The organism is Streptomyces sp. NPDC004667 (genome assembly GCF_040609475.1).
GTDB lineage: Bacteria > Actinomycetota > Actinomycetes > Streptomycetales > Streptomycetaceae > Streptomyces.
In genome coordinates, this window is sequence record NZ_JBEXKC010000018.1 from 73,514 (window position 1) to 92,861 (window position 19,348).

19 protein-coding genes are annotated in these 19,348 nt (G+C 71.8%); 1 reads left to right on the forward strand and 18 read right to left on the reverse strand.

Annotated elements, in window-relative coordinates:
• Positions 1–32 precede the first annotated feature (32 nt).
• From ABZW32_RS13205 to ABZW32_RS13290, 18 genes are all read right to left on the reverse strand, one after another.
• Positions 33–647 (reverse strand): FMN reductase, encoded by a 615-nt coding sequence (locus ABZW32_RS13205; protein ID WP_356214905.1) that lies wholly within the window; start codon positions 645–647, stop codon positions 33–35.
• Positions 644–1,729, reverse strand: coding sequence for an LLM class flavin-dependent oxidoreductase (locus ABZW32_RS13210; RefSeq protein ID WP_356214907.1), 1,086 nt, complete (start codon positions 1,727–1,729; stop codon positions 644–646). Before ABZW32_RS13210 ends, ABZW32_RS13205 begins: the two co-directional genes overlap by 4 nt.
• Before the next feature lie 104 nt (positions 1,730–1,833).
• Positions 1,834–2,670 (reverse strand): alpha/beta hydrolase, encoded by an 837-nt coding sequence (locus ABZW32_RS13215; RefSeq protein ID WP_356214909.1) that lies wholly within the window; start codon positions 2,668–2,670, stop codon positions 1,834–1,836.
• Between the two features lie 134 nt (positions 2,671–2,804).
• On the reverse strand, positions 2,805–5,573 hold the full coding sequence (locus ABZW32_RS13220) for an AAA family ATPase (RefSeq protein ID WP_356214911.1): 2,769 nt from the start codon (positions 5,571–5,573) through the stop codon (positions 2,805–2,807).
• Positions 5,570–6,457, reverse strand: a complete 888-nt coding sequence (locus tag ABZW32_RS13225; RefSeq protein WP_356214913.1) for a carbohydrate ABC transporter permease — start codon at positions 6,455–6,457, stop codon at positions 5,570–5,572. Before ABZW32_RS13225 ends, ABZW32_RS13220 begins: the two co-directional genes overlap by 4 nt.
• Positions 6,454–7,419, reverse strand: coding sequence for a sugar ABC transporter permease (locus tag ABZW32_RS13230; RefSeq protein ID WP_356214915.1), 966 nt, complete (start codon positions 7,417–7,419; stop codon positions 6,454–6,456). The genes ABZW32_RS13225 and ABZW32_RS13230 overlap by 4 nt, the downstream gene beginning before the upstream one ends.
• Complete coding sequence (locus ABZW32_RS13235; protein WP_356214917.1) at positions 7,419–8,750, reverse strand: extracellular solute-binding protein; 1,332 nt, start codon at positions 8,748–8,750, stop codon at positions 7,419–7,421. Before ABZW32_RS13235 ends, ABZW32_RS13230 begins: the two co-directional genes overlap by 1 nt.
• 103 nt (positions 8,751–8,853) lie before the next feature.
• Positions 8,854–9,579: an alpha/beta hydrolase gene (locus ABZW32_RS13240; protein ID WP_356214919.1), complete on the reverse strand. Its 726-nt coding sequence runs from the start codon at positions 9,577–9,579 to the stop codon at positions 8,854–8,856.
• An 83-nt stretch (positions 9,580–9,662) separates the two neighbouring features.
• On the reverse strand, positions 9,663–9,977 hold the full coding sequence (locus ABZW32_RS13245; protein ID WP_356214921.1) for a GNAT family N-acetyltransferase: 315 nt from the start codon (positions 9,975–9,977) through the stop codon (positions 9,663–9,665).
• A 46-nt stretch (positions 9,978–10,023) separates the two neighbouring features.
• Positions 10,024–10,761, reverse strand: a complete 738-nt coding sequence (locus ABZW32_RS13250) for a GPR1/FUN34/YaaH family transporter (RefSeq protein WP_356214922.1) — start codon at positions 10,759–10,761, stop codon at positions 10,024–10,026.
• A 16-nt stretch (positions 10,762–10,777) separates the two neighbouring features.
• Positions 10,778–12,664, reverse strand: coding sequence for an amidohydrolase (locus ABZW32_RS13255; RefSeq protein WP_356214924.1), 1,887 nt, complete (start codon positions 12,662–12,664; stop codon positions 10,778–10,780).
• The gene (locus tag ABZW32_RS13260) at positions 12,661–13,614 is read right to left on the reverse strand and encodes an alpha/beta hydrolase (protein ID WP_356214926.1); all 954 of its coding nucleotides are present in this window, start codon (positions 13,612–13,614) and stop codon (positions 12,661–12,663) included. Before ABZW32_RS13260 ends, ABZW32_RS13255 begins: the two co-directional genes overlap by 4 nt.
• 47 nt (positions 13,615–13,661) lie before the next feature.
• Entirely contained in the window at positions 13,662–14,495 is an 834-nt protein-coding gene (locus ABZW32_RS13265) for an alpha/beta hydrolase (protein ID WP_356214928.1), read from the reverse strand.
• A gap of 79 nt (positions 14,496–14,574) precedes the next feature.
• Positions 14,575–15,999, reverse strand: coding sequence for an NAD(P)/FAD-dependent oxidoreductase (locus tag ABZW32_RS13270; protein WP_356214930.1), 1,425 nt, complete (start codon positions 15,997–15,999; stop codon positions 14,575–14,577).
• Positions 15,999–16,577 carry a DNA starvation/stationary phase protection protein gene (locus ABZW32_RS13275; RefSeq protein ID WP_356214931.1) on the reverse strand — a complete coding sequence of 193 codons (579 nt, stop codon included), beginning with the start codon at positions 16,575–16,577 and terminating at the stop codon, positions 15,999–16,001. The genes ABZW32_RS13270 and ABZW32_RS13275 overlap by 1 nt, the downstream gene beginning before the upstream one ends.
• A gap of 95 nt (positions 16,578–16,672) precedes the next feature.
• Entirely contained in the window at positions 16,673–17,179 is a 507-nt protein-coding gene (locus tag ABZW32_RS13280; RefSeq protein WP_356214933.1) for a DoxX family protein, read from the reverse strand.
• Between the two features lie 5 nt (positions 17,180–17,184).
• The gene (locus tag ABZW32_RS13285) at positions 17,185–17,847 is read right to left on the reverse strand and encodes a hydrolase (RefSeq protein WP_356214935.1); all 663 of its coding nucleotides are present in this window, start codon (positions 17,845–17,847) and stop codon (positions 17,185–17,187) included.
• A 59-nt stretch (positions 17,848–17,906) separates the two neighbouring features.
• On the reverse strand, positions 17,907–18,971 hold the full coding sequence (locus ABZW32_RS13290) for a phosphotransferase (RefSeq protein ID WP_356214937.1): 1,065 nt from the start codon (positions 18,969–18,971) through the stop codon (positions 17,907–17,909).
• A gap of 89 nt (positions 18,972–19,060) precedes the next feature.
• Here ABZW32_RS13290 and ABZW32_RS13295 point away from each other — a divergent pair, with 89 nt between their 5' ends.
• Positions 19,061–19,258 (forward strand): hypothetical protein, encoded by a 198-nt coding sequence (locus ABZW32_RS13295; RefSeq protein ID WP_356214939.1) that lies wholly within the window; start codon positions 19,061–19,063, stop codon positions 19,256–19,258.
• Positions 19,259–19,348: the final 90 nt, after the last annotated feature.

The following is a 19,348-nucleotide window of genomic DNA, read 5'->3' on the forward strand; positions in this document are numbered from 1 at the left end:
CGCCTCGCCCTCGCCCGGCCCAGGGGCCCCTCTCAGTCGAAGCGCAGGTCGGCGAGTTGCCGTTCGAGGACGGTGACGTCGTCGTCGGGCTCTTCACCGACCGGGCGCGCCGCCATGAGCGCGGCGAGCTCGGCGCCCGCCCGGCGGACGCGGCCGGGCAGGCCGTCGGTGTACTCGTCTCCCCCCGAGCCCCAGTCCTCGGAGGCCGCGAACACGGCGGTGGGGACGACGACGGCGCGGAGATAGGCGAAGAGCGGGCGCACGGCGTGCTCAAGGACCAGGGAGTGGCGGGCGGTACCGCCCGTCGCCGCGATCACGACCGGCTTCCCGGAGAGGGCGTCCGGATCGATCACGTCGAAGAAGGACTTGAAGAGACCGCTGTAGGAAGCCGCGAACACGGGAGTCACCACGATCAGGCCGTCAGCCGCCGTCACCGCGTCGATCGCGGCGCTCAGTCGCGGCGGCGGAAAGCCGGTCACGAGGTGGTTGGCGATGTCGCCGGCCAGTTCCCGCAGCTCCACGACCTCGGTCGACGGCGCCTGCCCCCGGGCGGCGAGTTCGTCGCGGGCAGCCTCGGCCAGCCGGTCCGCGAGCAGGCGGGTGGATGAGGGGGTGCTCAGCCCCGCGGAGACGACGGTCAGCCTCATGCGGCGGACACCTCCCGGGCGTCTCGAAGGGACGCGTGCGTGGGGGCCTTCGGCACGTCGGCCGGACGCCCCTTGGCGAATTCCCTCCGCAGCACGGGCACGACCTCTTCGCCGAGGATGTCGAGCTGTTCAAGGACGGTCTTCACGGGCAGGCCCGCGTGGTCCATCAGGAACAGCTGGCGCTGGTAGTCGCCGACGGCTTCCCGGAACGACAGGGTCCGCTCGATGACCTGCTGGGGAGAGCCCACCGTCAGCGGGGTCTGCTCGGTGAAGTCCTCAAGCGACGGGCCGTGGCCGTACACCGGCGCGTTGTCGAAGTAGGGCCGGAACTCCCGTACGGCGTCCTGGGAGTTCTTGCGCATGAAGACCTGTCCGCCCAGGCCGACGACGGCGTCCTCCGGCCGGCCGTGGCCGTGGTGCGCGAACCGGCGCCGGTAGAGCTGCACCATGCGCCTGGTGTGGTCGGCCGGCCAGAAGATGTTGTTGTGGAAGAAGCCGTCGCCGTAGAAGGCGGCCTGCTCTGCGATCTCGGGGGACCTGATGGAGCCGTGCCAGACGAAGGGCGGGACGCCGTCCAGGGGCCGCGGTGTCGAGGTGAAGGCCTGGAGCGGCGTCCGGAACGTGCCCTCCCAGTCCACGACGTCCTCGCGCCACAGCCGGCGCAGCAGCGCGTAGTTCTCCTTGGCGAGGTTGATGCCCTGGCGGATGTCCTGGCCGAACCACGGGTAGACCGGACCGGTGTTGCCGCGCCCCAGCATGAGGTCGACCCGGCCGTCCGCCAGGTGCTGGAGCATCGCGTAGTCCTCGGCGATCTTCACCGGGTCGTTCGTGGTGATCAGCGTCGTGGAGGTGGACAGGATCAGCTTCTCGGTGCGGGCGGCGATGTAGCCGAGCATGGTGGTCGGCGACGACGGTACGAACGGCGGGTTGTGGTGCTCGCCGGTCGCGAAGACGTCCAGGCCGACCTCCTCGGCCTTGAGCGCGATGGCGACCATCGCCTTGATGCGCTCGCGTTCGGTCGGAGTACGGCCATTGGTGGGGTCGGGGGTCACGTCCCCGACGGTGAAGATACCGAACTGCATGGGGCGTCTGCTCTCCTGAGCTCGTCCGGTTCCCGCGCCGGGGAACCGGGGGCCGGGGTGACGCCGGGGGCTCCGGCGTCGCCCGGCGGGTCAACGGTGCGACGTCACTTCGCCAGGAAGGCGAGGAGGGCGGTGTTGACCTCCTCGGCGTGGGTCCACAGCAGACCGTGCGGGGCGCCCTCGATCTCGACGTAGTCGGCCGACGGGAGCGCCTTGTGGAACGGGCGCGCCGTGCCCTCGGCCGGCAGGATGCGGTCGGCGGTGCCGTGCAGGATCAGGGCCGGCACGTCGACCGCGGGGATGTCGGCGCGGAAGTCGGTGTACCAGGTCGCCGGCGCGGCGGACGCGGCGAAGGAGCCGCCGCGGGCCGCGGTGTTCCAGCTGTTGCGGACGGCCTCCTCGCTGATGCGGGTGCCCAGGTTCTCGTCGAGGTTGTAGAAGTCGTTGAAGAAGGCCGTGTAGTAGGCGTAGCGGTCGGCCTTGACGGCGGCGACGACGCCGTCGAAGAACTCCTTCGGGGCGACGCCGTCCGGGTTGTCGTCGCTCTTGAGCAGGCAGGGCTCGAGCGAGGCGAGGAAGGCGACCTTGGCGACACGGCCGGAGCCGTACGTGGACACGTAGCGGGCGACCTCGCCGGTGCCCATGGAGAAACCGACCAGGACGGCGTCCTTCAGGTCGAGGGTCTCCATCACGGTGTTCAGGTCGGCCGCGAAGGTGTCGTAGTCGTAGCCGGTGGTCGGCTGCGAGGACTGCCCGAATCCGCGGCGGTCGTACGTGATCACGCGGTAGCCGGCGTCGAGCAGCGCGGCGCTCTGGCGTTCCCAGGAGTGGCCGTCGAGCGGGAAGCCGTGGATGAGGACGACGGGCTGCCCGCCTCCCTGGTCCTCGAAGTGCAGCTCTATGGGGTTGGTGTTCTCCTGGCCCACGGTGATGTACGGCATGGGGGTGCTTCCTCGATCCAGGTCGGCTGGTCCGCGCGTCGAAGCGGCGCGGTATGCCCGTCACGCTAGGACCGGTCCCGCACCTCCTGTTGCCGTACCGCGCACCACACCTGGCACGGGGGCGCAGAGGTCACTCAGCCGCCGGTGGCGGGTGCGGTGTCGCCCTCCGCAAGCGCGATCCGGGCCAGGTGGACCCGTGAGCGCACCGAGAGCTTGCGGAAGATCGACGCCAGATGGGTGTTGACCGTGTGCGGGGAGACGACGAGGGCCTCCGCGGCGGACCGGTTGGTGTGGCCCGCGGCGATCAGCCGGGCCACCTTGCGTTCCGAGGCTGTGAGCGCGTCCCAGCCCTGGGCGGGGCGCGGCATGAGGCTTCCGGTGCGCCGGCCGGAGCGGCTGGTGGCCCGTTCCAGATCGGCCCGGACCCGGTCGGCCTCGGCATCGGCCCCCGCTTGGGCGTAGATGTCGTGGGCCCTGGTCAGGGCGAGTGTCGCGGCGGGGTCGCCTGCTGTGAGGAGCGCGCGCCCGAGGTCGGCGGATGCCGCGGCGAGGGGCAGCGGCCGGGGGCCGGTGCGGAGGATGCGCACCGACCGCTCCAGGAGTCCGTGGTCGGCGTTCGCCAGGGCGGACGCGTGGGCGGCCGCCCCCTGGGCGGTCGGCACGCCGGGGTTGCGGGTGGCGTGTTCGACGGTCTGGGCCGCGAGGTCCTCGGCCAGGTTCCGGTCCCCGCCTCGCAGGGCGATCCGCACGGCCTGGACGACATGGGGGCGCAGGAGCCGCCATCGGAGGAAGGGATGGTCACGCTGCACGGATCGGACCAGTTCGGCCGCTGCCGCGTGGTCGCCGTCGGCGTCGGCGACGACGGCCTCGAAGTACTGGTGCGTGGCGTGGTTGCCCGTGTTCGGCCGCTCGGCCACGGCCGCCCGCACGACGTCCAGGTGCTCCCGCGCGGCTTCGCGGTCGCCGCGCAGCATCGCGAGGAGGCCGCGGTTGACGCGGATGTTGACCAGGTTGCCGGGCACGTGGAGGTCCGCTTCGAGCCGCTCGGCGGTGACGAGGTCGGCGTCCGCGTCGTCGAGCCGGCCGAGCCCCATGTTCAGGGTTCCCTGGGCCCAGATCAGCATGGCGGGGCGCAGGGGAGCGTCGCCCGCCGTCCGCAGCAGTCGCCGTGCGGTGTCGAAGTCGTCCATGTGGATCCGGGCGACGGCCTCCTCGGGCAGGAAGGCCGTGTCGAACACGCTCAGCGCCGTGTGGTGTTCGACGGCGGCGGCGCAGTCGCCCGCGTTGAGGGCGATCTCGCCGAGGCCCCACAGCGCGAGGACACGGGCCTCCCGGTCATCGGACCGCTCCGCCTCGGCGAGCGCCCGTTCGCCGGTCTCGCGAGCGGCCCCGAGGTCGCGCCCGCGGGAACGGGCGAGGGCCTGCCGGGCGGTGAGCCGGGCGCGGATCGTCGGGTCGGTGACGGCTGCCAGTGCCGGCGTCGAGCGGCGGGTCAGCTCGTGGACGTCGTCGAGGTGCCACAGCGTGTCGCCGAGTGCGGACTGCAGACGGGCGAAGACGTCCAGGGGCGGCTGCCGGGCGAGAAGCGTGTCGCCGGTGTCCCGTGCCTGGGTGTACCGGCCCGCGCGGGTCAGCGCCACGATGGCCCGTTCTCCCACGTCGAACACCATGGGCGCATGGGGCGGTACGAGTTCCAGGGCGCGTACGGCCAGGTCGGCGGCGAGGTCGGGCATCACGGCGCTCACGTCCGTGGCGGCCGTGCCGAGCAGCCCGATCGCCTCCTGGTCGCCGGGTTCGGCGCTCTTCAGCAGATGCGGGACCGCGTCGGTGGAGCTCCGGCCCGCCGCGACGAGCCGGCTCGCGGCCTCCCGGTGCAGCGCCCGGCGTACGGAAGGGGCGAGATCGGCGTACACCGCCTGGCGGAGCAGGTCGTGGCGGAACAGGAGGCGTTCGCCTTCGTCGTGGAGGAGGGCGGCGGCGATCGCCTCGTCCACTTCGGCACTGAGTCCGGAGGCAGGCCGGCCGCACAGGGCGGCGGCGTCCGCGAGCGAGAACGCGCGGCCGAGGACCGAGCCGATCCGCAGGAAGTGGAGGGTGTCCGGCCGGAGGTCGGCCAGCCGGTCGCGCACACCGAGGACCAGCCGCTCCGGCGGCTCCGGCGCGTCCGCGCCCGACGCCGCGATGCCCGTGAGCATCTCGGCCGCGAGGAAGGGGTTGCCTCCCGCCCCGTCGAGGAGTTCCGCGACCTTCGTCGGCACGTCCCCGCCGAGGACGTCCCGTCCCAGTTCGGTCAGGGCCGTGTCGGACAGCGGCCGGAGGGGGAGGGTCGTCGGCCGCGGCCCCTGCCCGTACAGTTCCGGGTCGTTCCTGCCCGTGAGCAGCCAGAGGACCGGGGAGCTGAGCAGCCGTGCCGGCATGACACTCAGGGCGAACCGGCTCAGCGGGTCGGCCCATTGGACGTCGTCGACCGCGATCAGTACGGGCGTGCCCGCCGAGCGTTCCTCGATCAGCTGGGCCAGTCGTTCGACGAGCCAGATGCGCTGGTCGTGATGGCCCGCGAGGTCTGCGAAGTCCGTGCCGGACAGCAGCGGCGGGTCACCGTGCAGGAGGCCGGAGGCCAGTGAGGCGAGCGGTGCCAGCTCGTGCAGTTCCTCGGCGCGTCCATGGCTGACGACGAACCCGTGAGCCCGCGCGATCGAGACGGTCTCCTGCAGCAGTACGGTCTTCCCGATCCCGGGCTCGCCCAGGAGCAGCGCGATCGCTCCTCCCTCGCCGTCGCGCACCGCCTCGACCAGGGCGCGCAGCCGCTCCAGCTCGGCTTCGCGGCCCCGCAGCCCGGGCCGGCTCAGCCCCGCGCTCCCGGGCACCGCCATGCCTGCTCCCTCGGGCCGCTCGGGGGTCATCCCTTGACCGATCCGGCGAGCAGTCCCCGCGCGAAGTGCCGCCGGAGGGAGAAGAAGACGAGCAGCGGGACGAACGCCGCCACGAAGGCTCCTGCGGTGAGCCGCTGCCACTCGTAGCCGTACGTCCCGGCCAGGCTCGCCAGTCGGACCGTCATCGGCGCGGTCTCGGCCGTTCCGCCCGACAGGGTCAGTGCCACGAGGAGGTCGTTCCACACCCAGATGAACTGGATGACGGCGAAGGAGACCATGGCCGGGCGGGCCAGGGGCAGCACGATCCGGAGCAGCAGCGTCCCATGTGACGCGCCGTCGACGCGGGCGGCCTCGATCAGGTCCCGGGGCAGCCCTGCCAGGAAGTTGTGCAGGAGGAACACCGCGAACGGCAGCGCGAAGACCGTGTGGGCGAACCAGACCTGGCCGAAACGCGCGGGACCGGTGAGGTGCCACGCGGGCAGGAACAGCCAGCCCCGGGAGAACAGCTTCAGGAGGGGGACGAGCGCCATCTGGAGCGGCACGACCTGGAGCGCGAAGATGCCGACGACGAGCGCGTCCCGCCCCCTGAAGTCGATCCACGCCAGGGCATACGCCGCGAAGAACGCCAGCACCAGCGGGAACAGCACCGAGGGAACGGTGATGACGACGGAGTTGACGAAGTACTCCGCGAGCCGCCCGGACCCGTTCCCGCCGCCGGACAGCACCTCGCCGTAGTTGTCGAGCGTGAGGTGCGGCGTACCGAACACGGTCCACCAGCCCGTCGTCTTGATCTCCTCCTCGGGACGGAACGAGGAGAGCAGCAGACCGAGGGTCGGTGTCGTCCAGAGGACCGCGATCACCACGGCGATCGACGTGAAGGCGCGGGAGGCCAGACGCTCCCGGACGCCGTTCACCCTGTCCTCCGCCGTGCCCGGACCTGGTGGGCGACGAAGGGGGTGACGAGGACGAAGAGGAGCACGGCGAGCGCCGCACCGCGGCCCGTCTCGCCGTAGCGGAAGGCCTGGTCGTACATCTCGTGGGCGACGACGCCCGTGTCGAACTGTCCGCCGGTCATGGTCTTGACGATGTCGAAGGCCTTGAAGGTGCCGATCGCCTGGGCGAGGACAACGACGAGCAGCGTGGGCCTGATCGACGGCATGGTGATCCGCCAGAAGATCTGCCGGGGGGACGCGCCGTCGAGTCGGGCCGCCTCGGTCAGCTCGCCGGGAACGGCTCTGATCGCGCCGACCAGCAGGGCGGCCGCGAAGCCCGCCTGCGTCCACACCATCACCACTATGAGGAACAAGACGTTCCAGGGAGAGTCCACGAGCCATTGCCTCGGTTCGCCGCCGAACGCGACGACGAGCTGGTTCAGCAGCCCGATCTGCCCGGCCTCCGCGGGACGGTAGGCGTAGACGAACTTCCAGACGACACCCGCGCCGACGGAGGAGATCGCCATCGGCATCAGGACGAGGGACAGCGCGAACGCTCTGAACCGCGACCGTGCGACGGCCACCGCGTAGAGCAGACCGACCGGGGCTGACAGCAACGGCACGAGCACCACCCACGCCAGGGTGTTGCGCAGCGCCACCAGCGCCCGGGGGTCGGTGACCATCCACACGTAGTTGTCGAAGCCGGCCCACGCGTCTCCCCCGCTGTCGGTGAACGACAGGACCAGGGTGCGCAGACCGGGCAGGAGGAGACCGACCGTGAGGAGCAGCAGCGCGGGGGCCAGCAGGATCAGGGCCGCGCCCCTCCTCCGTACCGGCCCCCGGTGCAGCGCCAGCAGGATCAGGGAGACCACCGCGGCGAAGGCGGCGACGCCCTGGAGCAGGTACAGCAGCTTGGGCTGCTGGGCGACGGCGTCGAACGGCATCAGTGGCTCGGCCAGGACCGTTCGATGGCCTCGGCGACCTGCTGGGAGCTCGCGCCGCCGATCCAGTCGACGGCTCCCTTCCAGAACGTCCCGGCGCCGACCGACGCGGGCATCAGGTCCGAACCGTCGAACCTGAACTGTGTTTTGGGGTCCTGGAGCAGCTGGATCGAGAGCCTGTCGACCGGGGTCGCGGCGTTCTGCGGATCCACGCCTCTGTTCGCCGAGACGAACGGGCCCCTCTTCATACGCGCGTTCGCGAAGTCCGCGGAGGCCAGATACTCCTGGAACGCCCGCACTTCGGGACGGTCGGCGAACGCCGCGGTGAACACCCCGCCGCCCAGTACGGGGCGGCCGGCCGGGTCGTCCCCCGGCAGGAGGAAGGCGTAGACGTCCTTGTCCGGTCCGATCTCGGTGCCCTTCGGCCACATGTCGGCATAGAACGAGGCCTGGCGGTGCATCGCACAGTCCCCGGAGAGGATCGGTGCGCCGGCCTCCTGGAAGGAGATCGACGCCATCGAACGGGCCTGGCCGAAACCGCCGTTGGCGTACCGGTCGTTCTTGAGGATGGACCCTACGGTGTCCATCGCCTTGATCACCCGCGGGTCGTTGAACGGGATCTCGTGGGCGACCCACTGGTCGTAGACGTCCGTGCCCTGCTGACGCAGCAGGACGTCCTCGATCCAGTCCGTCACGGGCCATCCGGTCGCCTCGGCGGACTCGATGCCCGCGCACCACGGCTTGACGCCCGACGCCGCGGCCTTCTCCGTCACGGCCATCAGCTCGGACCACGTGCGGGGAACGCTCAGTCCCCTGTCGCGGAAGAACTTCGGCGAGTACCAGACGAACGACTTCACGTTCGCGACCAACGGAGTGCCGTAGAGGGTGCCGTTCACGGTCGCGTAACTGTTCCAGTCAGCCGACCAGCCCTGCTTCGCGAGGGCCACGACCCCGGCGCTCGCGGGCTTGAGCTTCCCCGCCCGCGCAAAGCGTTCCAGCAGCCCGGGCTGAGGGAAGAACGCCACATCCGGGGCATTCCCGCCGTCGACCCGGAGCTGGATCTGGGCCTCGAACCCCCCGTCCCCCTCGTACTGGACGTCGATTCCCGTGCAGTGCGCGAAGTCCGCCCAGGTCTCTTCGAACAGGTCGGCCTCCCGGTCCCGGTTCTCCGCGTAGACGGTGACCTTGGCGCCGGGGTGCTTGCCGTACCTGGCGTACGGCCCACAGTCCGCCGCGGCGTGCGGCTGCGAAGCACCGTCCTGCGGAACACCACAGGCGGTGGCAAGGGCGGCGAGGGCGATGACGGCGAGCGCGAGCCTCGCGCCGAACCTCATGGGCGTATCTTCTCCGATCACCGCCGAAGGGGTCCTCGGGGGCGATCAGAAGCTACCAGCGCTCGAACATCATCGACTAATCGTTCGATCCTGAACGATCGGGTCAGTGGGCGGTGGCGCGGGCCGCGTCCCGGATCAGCTCCGCCACGGCCTTGGGCTGGGCGAGCATGACCAGATGGGAGGAGTCGACCTCGACGGTGGTCATGCCGGCGCGCTCGTACCCGTAGCGCTCCACATCGGGGTTGATCGTGCGGTCGGAGGAGGCGACCAGGCCCCACGAGGGCTTGGTCTTCCACGCCGCGACGGGTGCCGCCTCCGAGAAGGCCCGTGCCGCCAGGGGGCGCTGGGAGACGGCGAGCACCGCTGCGATGTCGGGGTCGACGTCCGCCGCGAAGAGGGCGGGAAACTTCTCGATCTCCACCGAGACGTCGGTGCCGGTCTCGGTGGAGCCGGCCACCGGGAACGGGGTGTGGACGAGCGCGTCGGCGAGACCGGAGTCGGGGAAGCGGCCCTGCAGCTCGCCCAGGCTCTCGCCCTCCTCCAATGCGTATCCCGCGAGGTACACCAGTGCGCGGACGTTGTCCTCCGTGCCTGCGAGGGTGATGACGGCGCCGCCGTAGGAGTGCCCGACCAGGATCACGGGGCCTTCGACGGCGCGGATCACCGAAGCGATGTACGCGGCGTCGTCGACGAGGCCGCGGTTGGGCACGGCCGGGGCCACCACTTCCATGCCGGCGGCGGCAAGTTCGGGGATGACGCGGGCGAAGCTGGAGGCGTCGGCGAAGGCGCCGTGGACCAGGACGACGGTGGGGCGGGCGTGTCGGGGCATGGGGTAACTCCTCAGTGCATGAGGGGGGATGGGGCAGGGGATGCGGGAGACGGGAGGCGGATGTGTGGTGTTCGTGTGGTGCCTCACAGGCCGAAGCGGGCGCGCCTCGCCTCGGGCACCAGGTCGGTGTACTCGGGGTGCTTGCCGATCCAGCCCCGGATGAAGGGGCAGTACGGCAGGACGCACAGCCCTCGGGCCCGGGCGTCGTCGAGGACCCCGCGGGCGAGCAGCCCGCCCAGGCCCCGGCCGGCGAACCGGCCGTCGATCTCGGTGTGGATGAAGGCGATCTCGCCCTCCGAGAGGTGGTATTCGGCGAAGCCGGCGGTCTCGGTGCGGTCGTCGCCGGCGAGGATCTCATACCGGGACTTCTCGGGCCGGTCCGTCACCTGCGGTTCCATGGGCGCTCCTGTGCGGTCGTCGTGTGACGGGGGTGGGTGGGCGCGCTCAGAGCGTGCGGCGTACGCCTGCCTGGCGTTCCAGGTTGCGGAGTTGGACGGACAGGTCGCCTTCCACGGCGAGGTGGGCGGGACCGCTGCGGCCGATGGGCAGGACCTGCTCGCTGCGCATGTCCTCAAGCATCAGGGCGAACGCCGTGTACATCGCGACGAGCGCCACCACGAGGCCGAGCGCGCCGGACGTGCGCGTCAGCCATTCGGCGCCGGTGATGCCGGCGAGGCCGGTGGCCGCCCAGCGGGGCAGGGAGACCGCGAGGACGAACCACAGCGCGCGCTTGGGCCGGGTCACGGCGGTCATCAGGGCCCCGAAGCAGAGGAGCGCCAGGTTGAACACGCCGAGGACCTGAAGGCCGTCGGCCGCGCCGCTGAGCATGATGAGCGAATAGGGCAGCCAGCTGCCGGCGAACACCGCCATCAGCGTCGCCGCAATCACGTCACGGGCTCCGAAGGCCAGGACACTCACCAGGAGTTGCAGGGCGAAGGCCGGCAGTACGGTGAAGGCGACGGCGCTGCGGGCCGCCTCGTCGAAGATCCCGAGCTGCAGGCAGCCCGTCATCACGGAGGCGATGGCTATCGTGAAGAAGCCGAGCGGCATGGGTGAGGCGATGGGGCGCAGGTTGATCCGTGTCATCGACCGGAGGTCCGGCTCGAAACGGCGTCCCGGGGGAACGTCCGGCAGGGGTGCCGACGTGTCGCCGCCGTCGGCGGCGGGGGAGGCTGCGGACATCGGGTGGATCTCTCTTTCAGTGATCGAAGCAGGGATCGACGAAGGACGGCGTCGCATCGGGAACGGAGCCGCGTGCGACGCGCCAGCGGCGGTGCTGCTCGGACTCGGTGACGGCCTCGGCCACGGCCGATGCCTGGCGGGCACCGCTCTGGTACCCGCCGAAGCGGGCCACCGGGCTCCACTCGGGGGTCACCGGCCCGATGGCCTCGTCGAGCCCCTCGTACTCGGCGCTCGCGTAGACGATCCGGCCGCCGACGACAGTGAGGACGGACTCGATGTCCGGAATGACGTCCTCGGGCACGGTGAGGAAGTCGTCGGAGAGGATCGCGAGGTCGCCGTAAGTCCCCTCTCTCAGGGTTCCCTTGACGTCCTGCTCGCCGGTGAGCTGCGCTCCGCCCCGGGTGTAGAGGCCCAGGGCGGTCTCCCGGTCGATCAGGTTCCCGGCCGGGTAAAGGGCCGTGCCGCCGACGGTGCGCCCGGTGACCAGCCAATGGAGGGCGACCCACGGGTTGTACGAGGAGACGCGTGTGGCGTCGGTTCCTGCGGCGACGGTCAGGCCCCGGTCGAGCATGGCTCGGACCGGCGGGGTGTGGGCAGCGGCCCCGGCGCCGTAGCGATCCAGGAACGCGGCGCCCTGGAAGGACATCCGGTTCTGGACCGAGACGGCTCCGCCGAGGGCGGCGATCCGGTCGAGGCTGTCGGCCGAGACCGTCTCCGCGTGGTCGAAGAGCCAGCGGTTGCCGCCGGGGAAGAGCCCTTCGGCCGCAAGCTTCTCGAAGACGGCCAGGTCGCGGCGGATCGTCTCGTCGTAGGTCGCGTGGAGCCGGAAGCCCCAGCCGTTCTCGAGGAGAAGCCGGACGGCGCTCTCGAATTCGGTCTCGTACCCCGCGGCAAGCTCGGGCCGGGGCTCGGAGAAGTTCTCGAAGTCGGCGGCGGCCCAGGTCAGATTCTCTCCCGCGCCGTTGAGGCGGAGCCACTCGTCCCCGTCCCCGGGCCTGACCATCCCGGTCCAGCGCTTCAGGTCGGCGAGCTCCTGCCCGGCCGTCTGCGGGAACAGGTGGTAGGCGATCCGGAGGGTCAGCTCCCCCGACCCGGCGAGGTCGGCGACCGTCGCGTAGTTGTCGGGGAAGTTCTGGAACCCGCCGGCGGCGTCGACCGCGGAGGTCAGTCCGAAGCGGTTCAGCTCGCGCAGGAAGTGGCGCGTCGACGTCCGCTTGTCGGCCTCGTCGAGGGCCGGCGCCTTGGCCAGGGTCGAGTACAGGATGAGGGCGCTCGGCGCCGCGAGGAGCACGCCATTGGGTTCGCCGTCCCGGCCGCGGACGATCTGCCCGCCGCGGGGATCCGGGGTGTCGCGGGTGAATCCGGCTGCCTGCACCGCGGCCCGGTTCATCAGCGCCGACTGGTACAGGTGCAGGACGAAGACCGGGGTGTCGGGGGCGGCGGCGTTCAGCTCCGCAATGGTCGGCATCCTGCGCTCGGCGAACTGCTCGGCGGTCCAGCCGCCCACCACCCGGATCCACTGCCCCTTCGGGGTGCGGCCTGCCTGCTCGCGCAGCATCGCGAGGGCGTGCCGGAGGCTTCGTACACCGTCCCAGCGCAACTCCAGGACGTAGTTCAGGCCGCCCCGGATGACATGCAGGTGCGAGTCGTTGAGGCCGGGGATCACCCGGCGGCCGAGGGCGTCGACGACCTTCGTTCCCGGCCCGACGAGGTGGGCGAGGTCGTGGTCGTCGCCGAGGGCTGCGACCCGGCCGCCGCGGAGGGCGACGGCACGGGCCTCGGGGCGGTCGGGGTCACCGGTGAACACCCTGGCGTTGCGGACGAGGAGGTCGGCGTGCTCGTGTTCCCGACGCGGGGCGGGGACGAGACCCGCCACCGGCATGCTCGTCGACGGCCCGGTCATGCGAGGGCCTTGCGCAGGGTGTCGGTGGCGAGACCGATGGCGAGCTCCGCGGCCTGCGTCCCGCGCAGTGCGTTCAGCATCACGAAGTCGTGGATGACGCCCTGGACGCGCAGGGCGGTGACGGGAACGCCGGCGGCGCGGAGCTTCGCCGCGTACGCCTCGCCCTCGTCGCGCAGGACGTCGGCCTCGGCGGTGATCACCAGGGCCGGCGGCAGGCCGCTGAGCTGCTCGGTGGAGGCGCGCAGCGGGGAGGCGGTGATCTGGGCCCGCTCGGCCCCGGCGGTCGTGTACTGGTCCCAGAACCACTTCATGGCGTCGCGGCGCAGGAAGTAGCCCTCACCGAACCGGTGGTACGAGTCGGTGTCGAAGCTCGCGTCCGTGACCGGGTAGAAGAGGACCTGCTGGACGAGCGTGACGTCGCCGCGCTCCTTGGCCATGAGGGTGAGGGCGGCGCTCATGTTGCCGCCCACGGAGTCGCCCGCGACGGCGATCCGCGTGCCGTCGAGGTCCTTGTGGCACCCCTCGCGGGCGACCCACTGGGCGACGCTGTAGTTCTGTTCGATCGCGACGGGGTAGCGCGCCTCGGGCGAGAGGTCGTACTCGGGGAAGACCACGGCCGCCCGGGTACCGACGGCGAGTTCACGGACGAGCCGGTCGTGGGTGTGGGCGTTGCCGAAGACCCAGCCCGCGCCGTGGATGTAGAGGATGACGGGAAGCGGGCCGGAGGCACCGCGGGGGCGGACGATCCGGACGCGGACGTCGCCGGTCGGGCCGCCGTGGACGGTGATCCACTCCTCGTCGACCTGGGGCAGGGGGACGCCCTCGCCGCTCTGAACACCGTCCACGGCCTTACGGCCTTCGGCGACGGGGATTTCGTAGAGGTACGGCGGCTGGGCAGTGGCGTCGGCGAAGGCCTGGGCGGCGGGTTCGAGGATCGGACGGTTCTTCATATGGCGTTCTCCTTCTGAGGATGTACGAGAGGGCTCGGGCCGGGGGCTCAGCGGGTCGCCACCACGGCGTCGAGGATCACGTCGGCGACCACGGCCGGGCGGGAGACGGCCACGGCGTGCGACGCGTCCACTTCGGTGATGTGCGAGCCGGCGCGCCGGGCCATCCACCGTTCGGCGGCCGGCGGGATGTTCTTGTCGGCGGTGACGATCAGCGCCCAGGAAGGGATCGTCTTCCAGGCCGCTTCCCCGGCCTTCTCCTCCAGCGCGGCGGTGGCGACCGGGCGCTGGGTCGCGGCCATGACGGCCGCGTCCGCGGCCGGGACGTCTGCGGCGAACTGCCGGTGGAATTGCGCCCGTTCGATGACGAGTTCGGTGCCGGTGCCACCGCCGGGCAGCGGGTACGACCGCGGGTTCACGGTATCGCCGAGGGTGGAGCCGGGGAACTTGGCGGCGAGCTCGGCCGCGCTCTCGCCCTTGTCCGGGGTGAACGCAGCGATGTAGACGAGGGCCTTCACCCGGATGTCGCCCAGCGCGGCGCCACTGATGACGGCGCCGCCGTAGGAGTGGCCGACCAGGACGACGGGTCCCTCGACGGCGGCCAACACGCTGCGCAGGTAGGCGGTGTCCGCGGCGAGACCGCGCAGCGGGTTGGCGGGGGCCAGGACGGGGTAGCCGGCGCGCTGAAGCCGCCTGATCGTGCCGCTCCAGCTGGAGGCGTCGGCGAACGCCCCGTGGACCAGGACGATCGTGGGCTTGGGACCGTGCCGGTCGGCGGCGGCCGGGACGGTCGCGGGTGCGGCGGATGTGGCGGGCGCGGCGCCCAGCAGGGCGGCCACCGTGGCCGGCAGGGCGAAAGCGAGGGTGCGCCTCTTGGGATGCACGGGGATTTCCTTCTCGGATGGTGAAACATTCGGATGCGCTCGGGCGGGCGGGGGTGCCTCGGTCTGGCGGGACCTCACCTCAGAGGCCGTACGCCTCCAGGAGCCGTAGCCAGATCTCGCTGACCGTCGGGAACGCGGGGACGGCGTGCCACAGGCGTTCGAGCGGGACTTCTCCCACGATGGCGACCGTTGCCGTGTGGATGAGTTCGGTCGCCATCGGGCCGGTGAGCGTGCAGCCGACGACGACTCCTCGGGTCTCGTCGACGACGAGTCTGGCGACGCCGCGGTAGTCGTCCGCGTGGAGCGCGGCACCGGCGACGTCGTCGATGCGGTACTCGACCACGCGTACCGCGAGACCCGCTTCGCGTGCAGCGCGTTCCGTGAGACCGACGCTCGCTACCTCGGGGCGCGTGAACACGGCCTGCGGGACGGCGGCGTGGTCGGCTTCCGCGCTCCACGGCTGCCGGCCTCCGGTGGCGGCCGGGCGCCCCGCTGCTCGCTCGGCGATCGCCGCCGCGCAGGCGCGGGCCTGGTACTTGGCCATGTGGGTCAGCGGCGCACGGTGGTTCACGTCGCCGACGGCATGGAGCCAGTCGCCCTCGGCTGCCGTGACGCGGCAGGTGTCGTCGACCGGGAGCCAGTCGCCTGCCGCCAGTCCGACGGAGTCCAGGCCGAGGTCCGCGGTCCGCGGGCGCCTGCCGACGGCGGCCAGGACCTCGTCGCACACGAGGGCGGTACCGTCGTCGGTGTCCACCGTCACCGCGCGGGTGTCCTCGTCACGGGCGACCCGGACGGCCGACACCCCGAAGCGGATCGTGACGCCCAGATCGCTCAGACCCCGGGCGACCTCTTCGCCGGCGCACGGCTCCCAGCCGGTCAGCAGGGCCTGGTCGCGGACCAGCAGGGTGACGGAGGAGCCGAGCGAGCGCCACGCGGTGGCCATCTCGCACGCCACCACTCCCCCGCCGATGACGACGAGCCGCTCGGGCACCACGTCGGCCGTGGTGGCCTGCCGGCTGGTCCACACACCGATCCGGTCGAGCCCCTCGACTGACGGAAGGGCGGGTTCCGTGCCGGTGCACACCACGACCGCGCGCCGGGCCCGCAGGGTACGGACCGTGCCGTCGGCCCCCGTCACCTCCACCCGGCGCTCACCGGCGAGCCGTCCGTGCCCCCGCACGAGCGCGATGCCCGCACCGTCGAGCCAGTCGGCCTGTCCGGTGTCGTCGCCCCGCCCGGTGAAACGGTCACGGCGGTCCAGGACGCGCGCCGGGTCGAGTGCCGCCGTGACCGCCTGCCGGGCCCCGTCGACCGAGCGTGCCTCCGCCCGCGCGGCGCCGGGTCGCAGCAGGGCCTTGCTCGGCACGCAGGCACGGTAGGAGCACTCGCCGCCGACCGCCTCGGCCTCGACGACGACGGCGGTCAGCCCCGACCGGGCGATCCGGTCGGCGACGACCTCGCCGGCCGGACCGCCGCCGACCACGACGACGTCGTACGTGTCCATCAGCCGCGCACCAGAGGGGTGTCCACGAGGTGCTCGGCCAGGAACCACACCTGCGCCTCGCCCGTGCGGATGACATCGGAGACGAGCAGGTCGGCGCTGCCCTCGTCGCCCTCACCGGAGAGCCGGGCGGCGGCGTCCCGGGCGTCGATCAGGATCCGCTCGTGCGCGTCGAGGAGCCGCGACAGCATGACGGGCACCGGCTCGACGCCGTCGGGCGGCCGGGGGATCGACGTCAGCTCCGCGACGTGACGCGGGTCTCCGACGGCGACGCCGCCGAGGCTCTGGACCCGCTCGGCCAGCGCGTCCACGATGGCCAGTTGGGCCTCCGCGTGCTTGTCCAGCATCAGGTGGAGCGAGTAGAAGGTCGCTCCGCGCATGAGCCAGTGGTGCTTCTTGTAGAGGGAGTGGAGGATCTGCGTGTCGGCGAGGACGCGGTTCAGCCGCTGGCAGGCGTACATGCGGGTGTCGTGGCCGAGGCCGATCGGCAACTGCTTGAGCGTGCCGAACGCCTGGGTCTCGGCGCCCTTCTGGTGCAGCAGCGGCTGGCCGCCGCCGTGCGGGGTCGTGAGGGTGTCCATCGAGTGCTCCTGTTCGGGAGAGAGGGTGAGAAGGGCCCGGCCGCCCGGTCGGGGGGGGTACGCGGGCGGCCGGACCCGGTCTGCGCGGCTCGCGCTCAGCGCTCGGCGATCGCCGGGGCGGCGGTCCGGTGCAGGACGAGCCGGGTGAGGAGTCCGCTGCCGAGACCGGCCACGAGCGCGAGGGCGGCCCACCACAGCGGGTACGGCGTGAGGCCGAGGGCCGCGTCGAGGGACCAGGCGCCGGGGCCGGTGGCGGCGAGGGCGGTGGCGGTGCCGATGAGGACGAGCGGGTACTCGTACCCGTCGTTCTGCACCCAGAGACCGTGGCGCCATTTCACGGTGAGCGCGACCGTCATGACCCCGATGGCGCCGGTCGCGGCGAGCGGGGTCAGGAGGCCGACCGCGAGCAGCAGGCCCGATCCGATCTGACCACCGCCCGCCGCCAGGGCGGTGAGGGCACCGCCGCGGAAGCCGTCGGCGCGGAACTCCTCCGTACCGCCCTGAAGTCCCTTGCCGCCCAGGTGCGAGCTGATCTTCTGCACACCGTGGCCGGCGACGAGCAGTCCCACCAGCAGACGCAGGATCAGAATGCCGGTGTCCACAGGGGTCAGCCGGCGGCGTGCGCGCCGATGACGCTCTGCGCGTACACGACGCCCAGGCCGTACGCACCCGCGTGAGCCTTGACGATCTCCATGACCGCGCCGTACGACTCCTGACGCGCCCAGTCGCGCTGCAGCTCCAGGAGGACCTGGACCCAGGTCACCGGGACGGCGCCGGCGGCGATCATCCGCTGCAGCGCGTGCTCGTGGGCGGCCGGGCTGACGCCACCGGAGGCGTCGGAGACCACGTACACCTCGTAACCCTGCTCAAGCGCCGAGAGCGCGGGCAGCACCAGGCAGACCTCGGTCCACAGACCCGACAGGATGATCTTCTTGCGCCCGGTCGCCTTGACCGCCGCCACGAGCGCCTCGTCTTCCCAGGCGTTCATGGTGGTGCGGTCGATGATCTCGTTCTCGGGGAACACCTCGGCGAGCTGCGGCAGCAGGGGCCCGGAGAACGACTCGGCGGCCACCGTGGTCAGAACGGTCGGAACGTCGAAGGCCTGAGCCGCCTTGGCGAGACCCACGGTGCTGTTGATGATCGCGGCACGGTCGCCGCTGCCGGTGCCGAAGAACATCTGCGGCTGGTGGTCGACGAAGAGCATGACCGAGTTGTCGGGCGTGAGCAGGTCCTTGCTCGGGGCGGCCTGCACCTTGCTGATGTCGAACATGAGGGGTCCTCTCGAAGCAATCGGTAACGTGCCCGCCACGTCGGCGGCTCGGCACTTCTTCAAGCTACGAGCGACCCGACCGACCGCGTTGACCTTCTGCGCCCAGGGGTTGGCACGACAGCGCACAACCGGTCAACGCCCCGAGACCCCACCAAAACGGCGCGGAACCACACCCCAACCCAACCAAGGGCCGCCTCACCAGCGGAAACGCCGCCAGGAACGGGCTGCGGCCGGGGAGAATCTGCGGAGATGCGCGGCGGAGGGTCCACGTCGGTGAGTTCACCCGCGGACAGATCGATCACGGACCGGTACCCGGAGCAGAACGCGGCGACACGGTCGAGGTCGAAAGCACCACCCACCCCGAACTGCACCTGCGCGGTCCGCGCGACCTCCTCCCCGTACGGACGGACCCCGAGCCGGTCCCAGTCCAGTACCGCCACCACCCGGCCGTCACGGCGCAGCAGGTTGCGGTACTGGAAGTCGCCGTGCGTCCACCCGTACGGCCCGGCCGGCACCCCGCCGTCCGGCCGGGTATCGGCGTACCGGGCGAGGAGACCGCGGCGGCCGCGCAGGGCCTCGGCGGCGGCCTTGCCGAGGTCGCTCACCGGATCGGACGGGAGGCGGCCCGCGAGAGCGGCGGCGGCCCGGTCGGCCTCGGCCACGTCGCGGACCTCCGCCACCGGTGCCCGCTCCGGAACCGGGCCGGGCCCATGCCGCCGCAAGCCCTCGTGCAGGCGGCCCAGGAGAGCACCGAGATCGCGCACCTGGTCGAGCGGGAGGTCCGTCCCTTGAACGTGCTCGCCGTCCACCCACGGCAGGACGCAGTAGCCGCGACCACCGACTTCCACCACACGGTCCCCACCGGCGTCGAACAGTGGTGCCGGCACCGGGACGCCCTCACGAGCCAGGTCAACGAGGACCGTGAGGTTCCTGCGAACCTTCGGCAGAGGAACGTCGGTGATCTCCTTGAGCGCGTACACCCCCGTAGCCGTCACGAGCCGCCAGTTCCGGTTCATCAGGCCATGGGCAAGGAACCGCTGATCGCGTACCTCGCCCAGCCCGAAGGCGCCGGACAGGGTGGGCAGTACTGCCGCCAGACCGTCTTCCCGAGTCGTGTCCGTCACCCCGAGCACGGTACGCCGACGCCGAATCCCGCACCCGAATTCGTCACCCGGGTCTCCGCAGAGAGTCAGACGGAGACACGAGCCAAAAGTTGGAGGGACGGCACGAGGAGGCGCCGCGCCGGCACCGGTTGCCGTCCCCCCTCACCGAACCCGGCTACGACTGGCTGGAGATGGACATCCGCTCTCGGCCGGGCCGCGCCTACGTGGCGACCGGCCGCATCGACGAGGCGCTCGGGCAGTTCCAGGCCGTGCTGGACGTGCCCGGGCGCCCGGGCACGTCGCGCTGACCGTGCGTCGGGAACCGCGCGTCGGGAACCGTGCGTCGGGGACCGGGAATTCCGGTGACTGAAATCCGCAGGATACGAAATGCGCCAGTG

Bases quoted from the DNA above. Each gene is read 5' to 3' on its own strand.
- ABZW32_RS13205 (WP_356214905.1), bottom strand. From the start codon at position 647: ATGAGGCTGACCGTCGTCTCCGCGGGGCTGAGCACCCCCTCATCCACC.
- ABZW32_RS13210 (WP_356214907.1), bottom strand. From the start codon at position 1,729: ATGCAGTTCGGTATCTTCACCGTCGGGGACGTGACCCCCGACCCCACC.
- ABZW32_RS13215 (WP_356214909.1), bottom strand. From the start codon at position 2,670: ATGCCGTACATCACCGTGGGCCAGGAGAACACCAACCCCATAGAGCTG.
- ABZW32_RS13220 (WP_356214911.1), bottom strand. From the start codon at position 5,573: ATGACCCCCGAGCGGCCCGAGGGAGCAGGCATGGCGGTGCCCGGGAGC.
- ABZW32_RS13230 (WP_356214915.1), bottom strand. From the start codon at position 7,419: ATGCCGTTCGACGCCGTCGCCCAGCAGCCCAAGCTGCTGTACCTGCTC.
- ABZW32_RS13235 (WP_356214917.1), bottom strand. From the start codon at position 8,750: ATGAGGTTCGGCGCGAGGCTCGCGCTCGCCGTCATCGCCCTCGCCGCC.
- ABZW32_RS13240 (WP_356214919.1), bottom strand. From the start codon at position 9,579: ATGCCCCGACACGCCCGCCCCACCGTCGTCCTGGTCCACGGCGCCTTC.
- ABZW32_RS13245 (WP_356214921.1), bottom strand. From the start codon at position 9,977: ATGGAACCGCAGGTGACGGACCGGCCCGAGAAGTCCCGGTATGAGATC.
- ABZW32_RS13250 (WP_356214922.1), bottom strand. From the start codon at position 10,761: ATGTCCGCAGCCTCCCCCGCCGCCGACGGCGGCGACACGTCGGCACCC.
- ABZW32_RS13255 (WP_356214924.1), bottom strand. From the start codon at position 12,664: ATGACCGGGCCGTCGACGAGCATGCCGGTGGCGGGTCTCGTCCCCGCC.
- ABZW32_RS13260 (WP_356214926.1), bottom strand. From the start codon at position 13,614: ATGAAGAACCGTCCGATCCTCGAACCCGCCGCCCAGGCCTTCGCCGAC.
- ABZW32_RS13270 (WP_356214930.1), bottom strand. From the start codon at position 15,999: ATGGACACGTACGACGTCGTCGTGGTCGGCGGCGGTCCGGCCGGCGAG.
- ABZW32_RS13275 (WP_356214931.1), bottom strand. From the start codon at position 16,577: ATGGACACCCTCACGACCCCGCACGGCGGCGGCCAGCCGCTGCTGCAC.
- ABZW32_RS13285 (WP_356214935.1), bottom strand. From the start codon at position 17,847: ATGTTCGACATCAGCAAGGTGCAGGCCGCCCCGAGCAAGGACCTGCTC.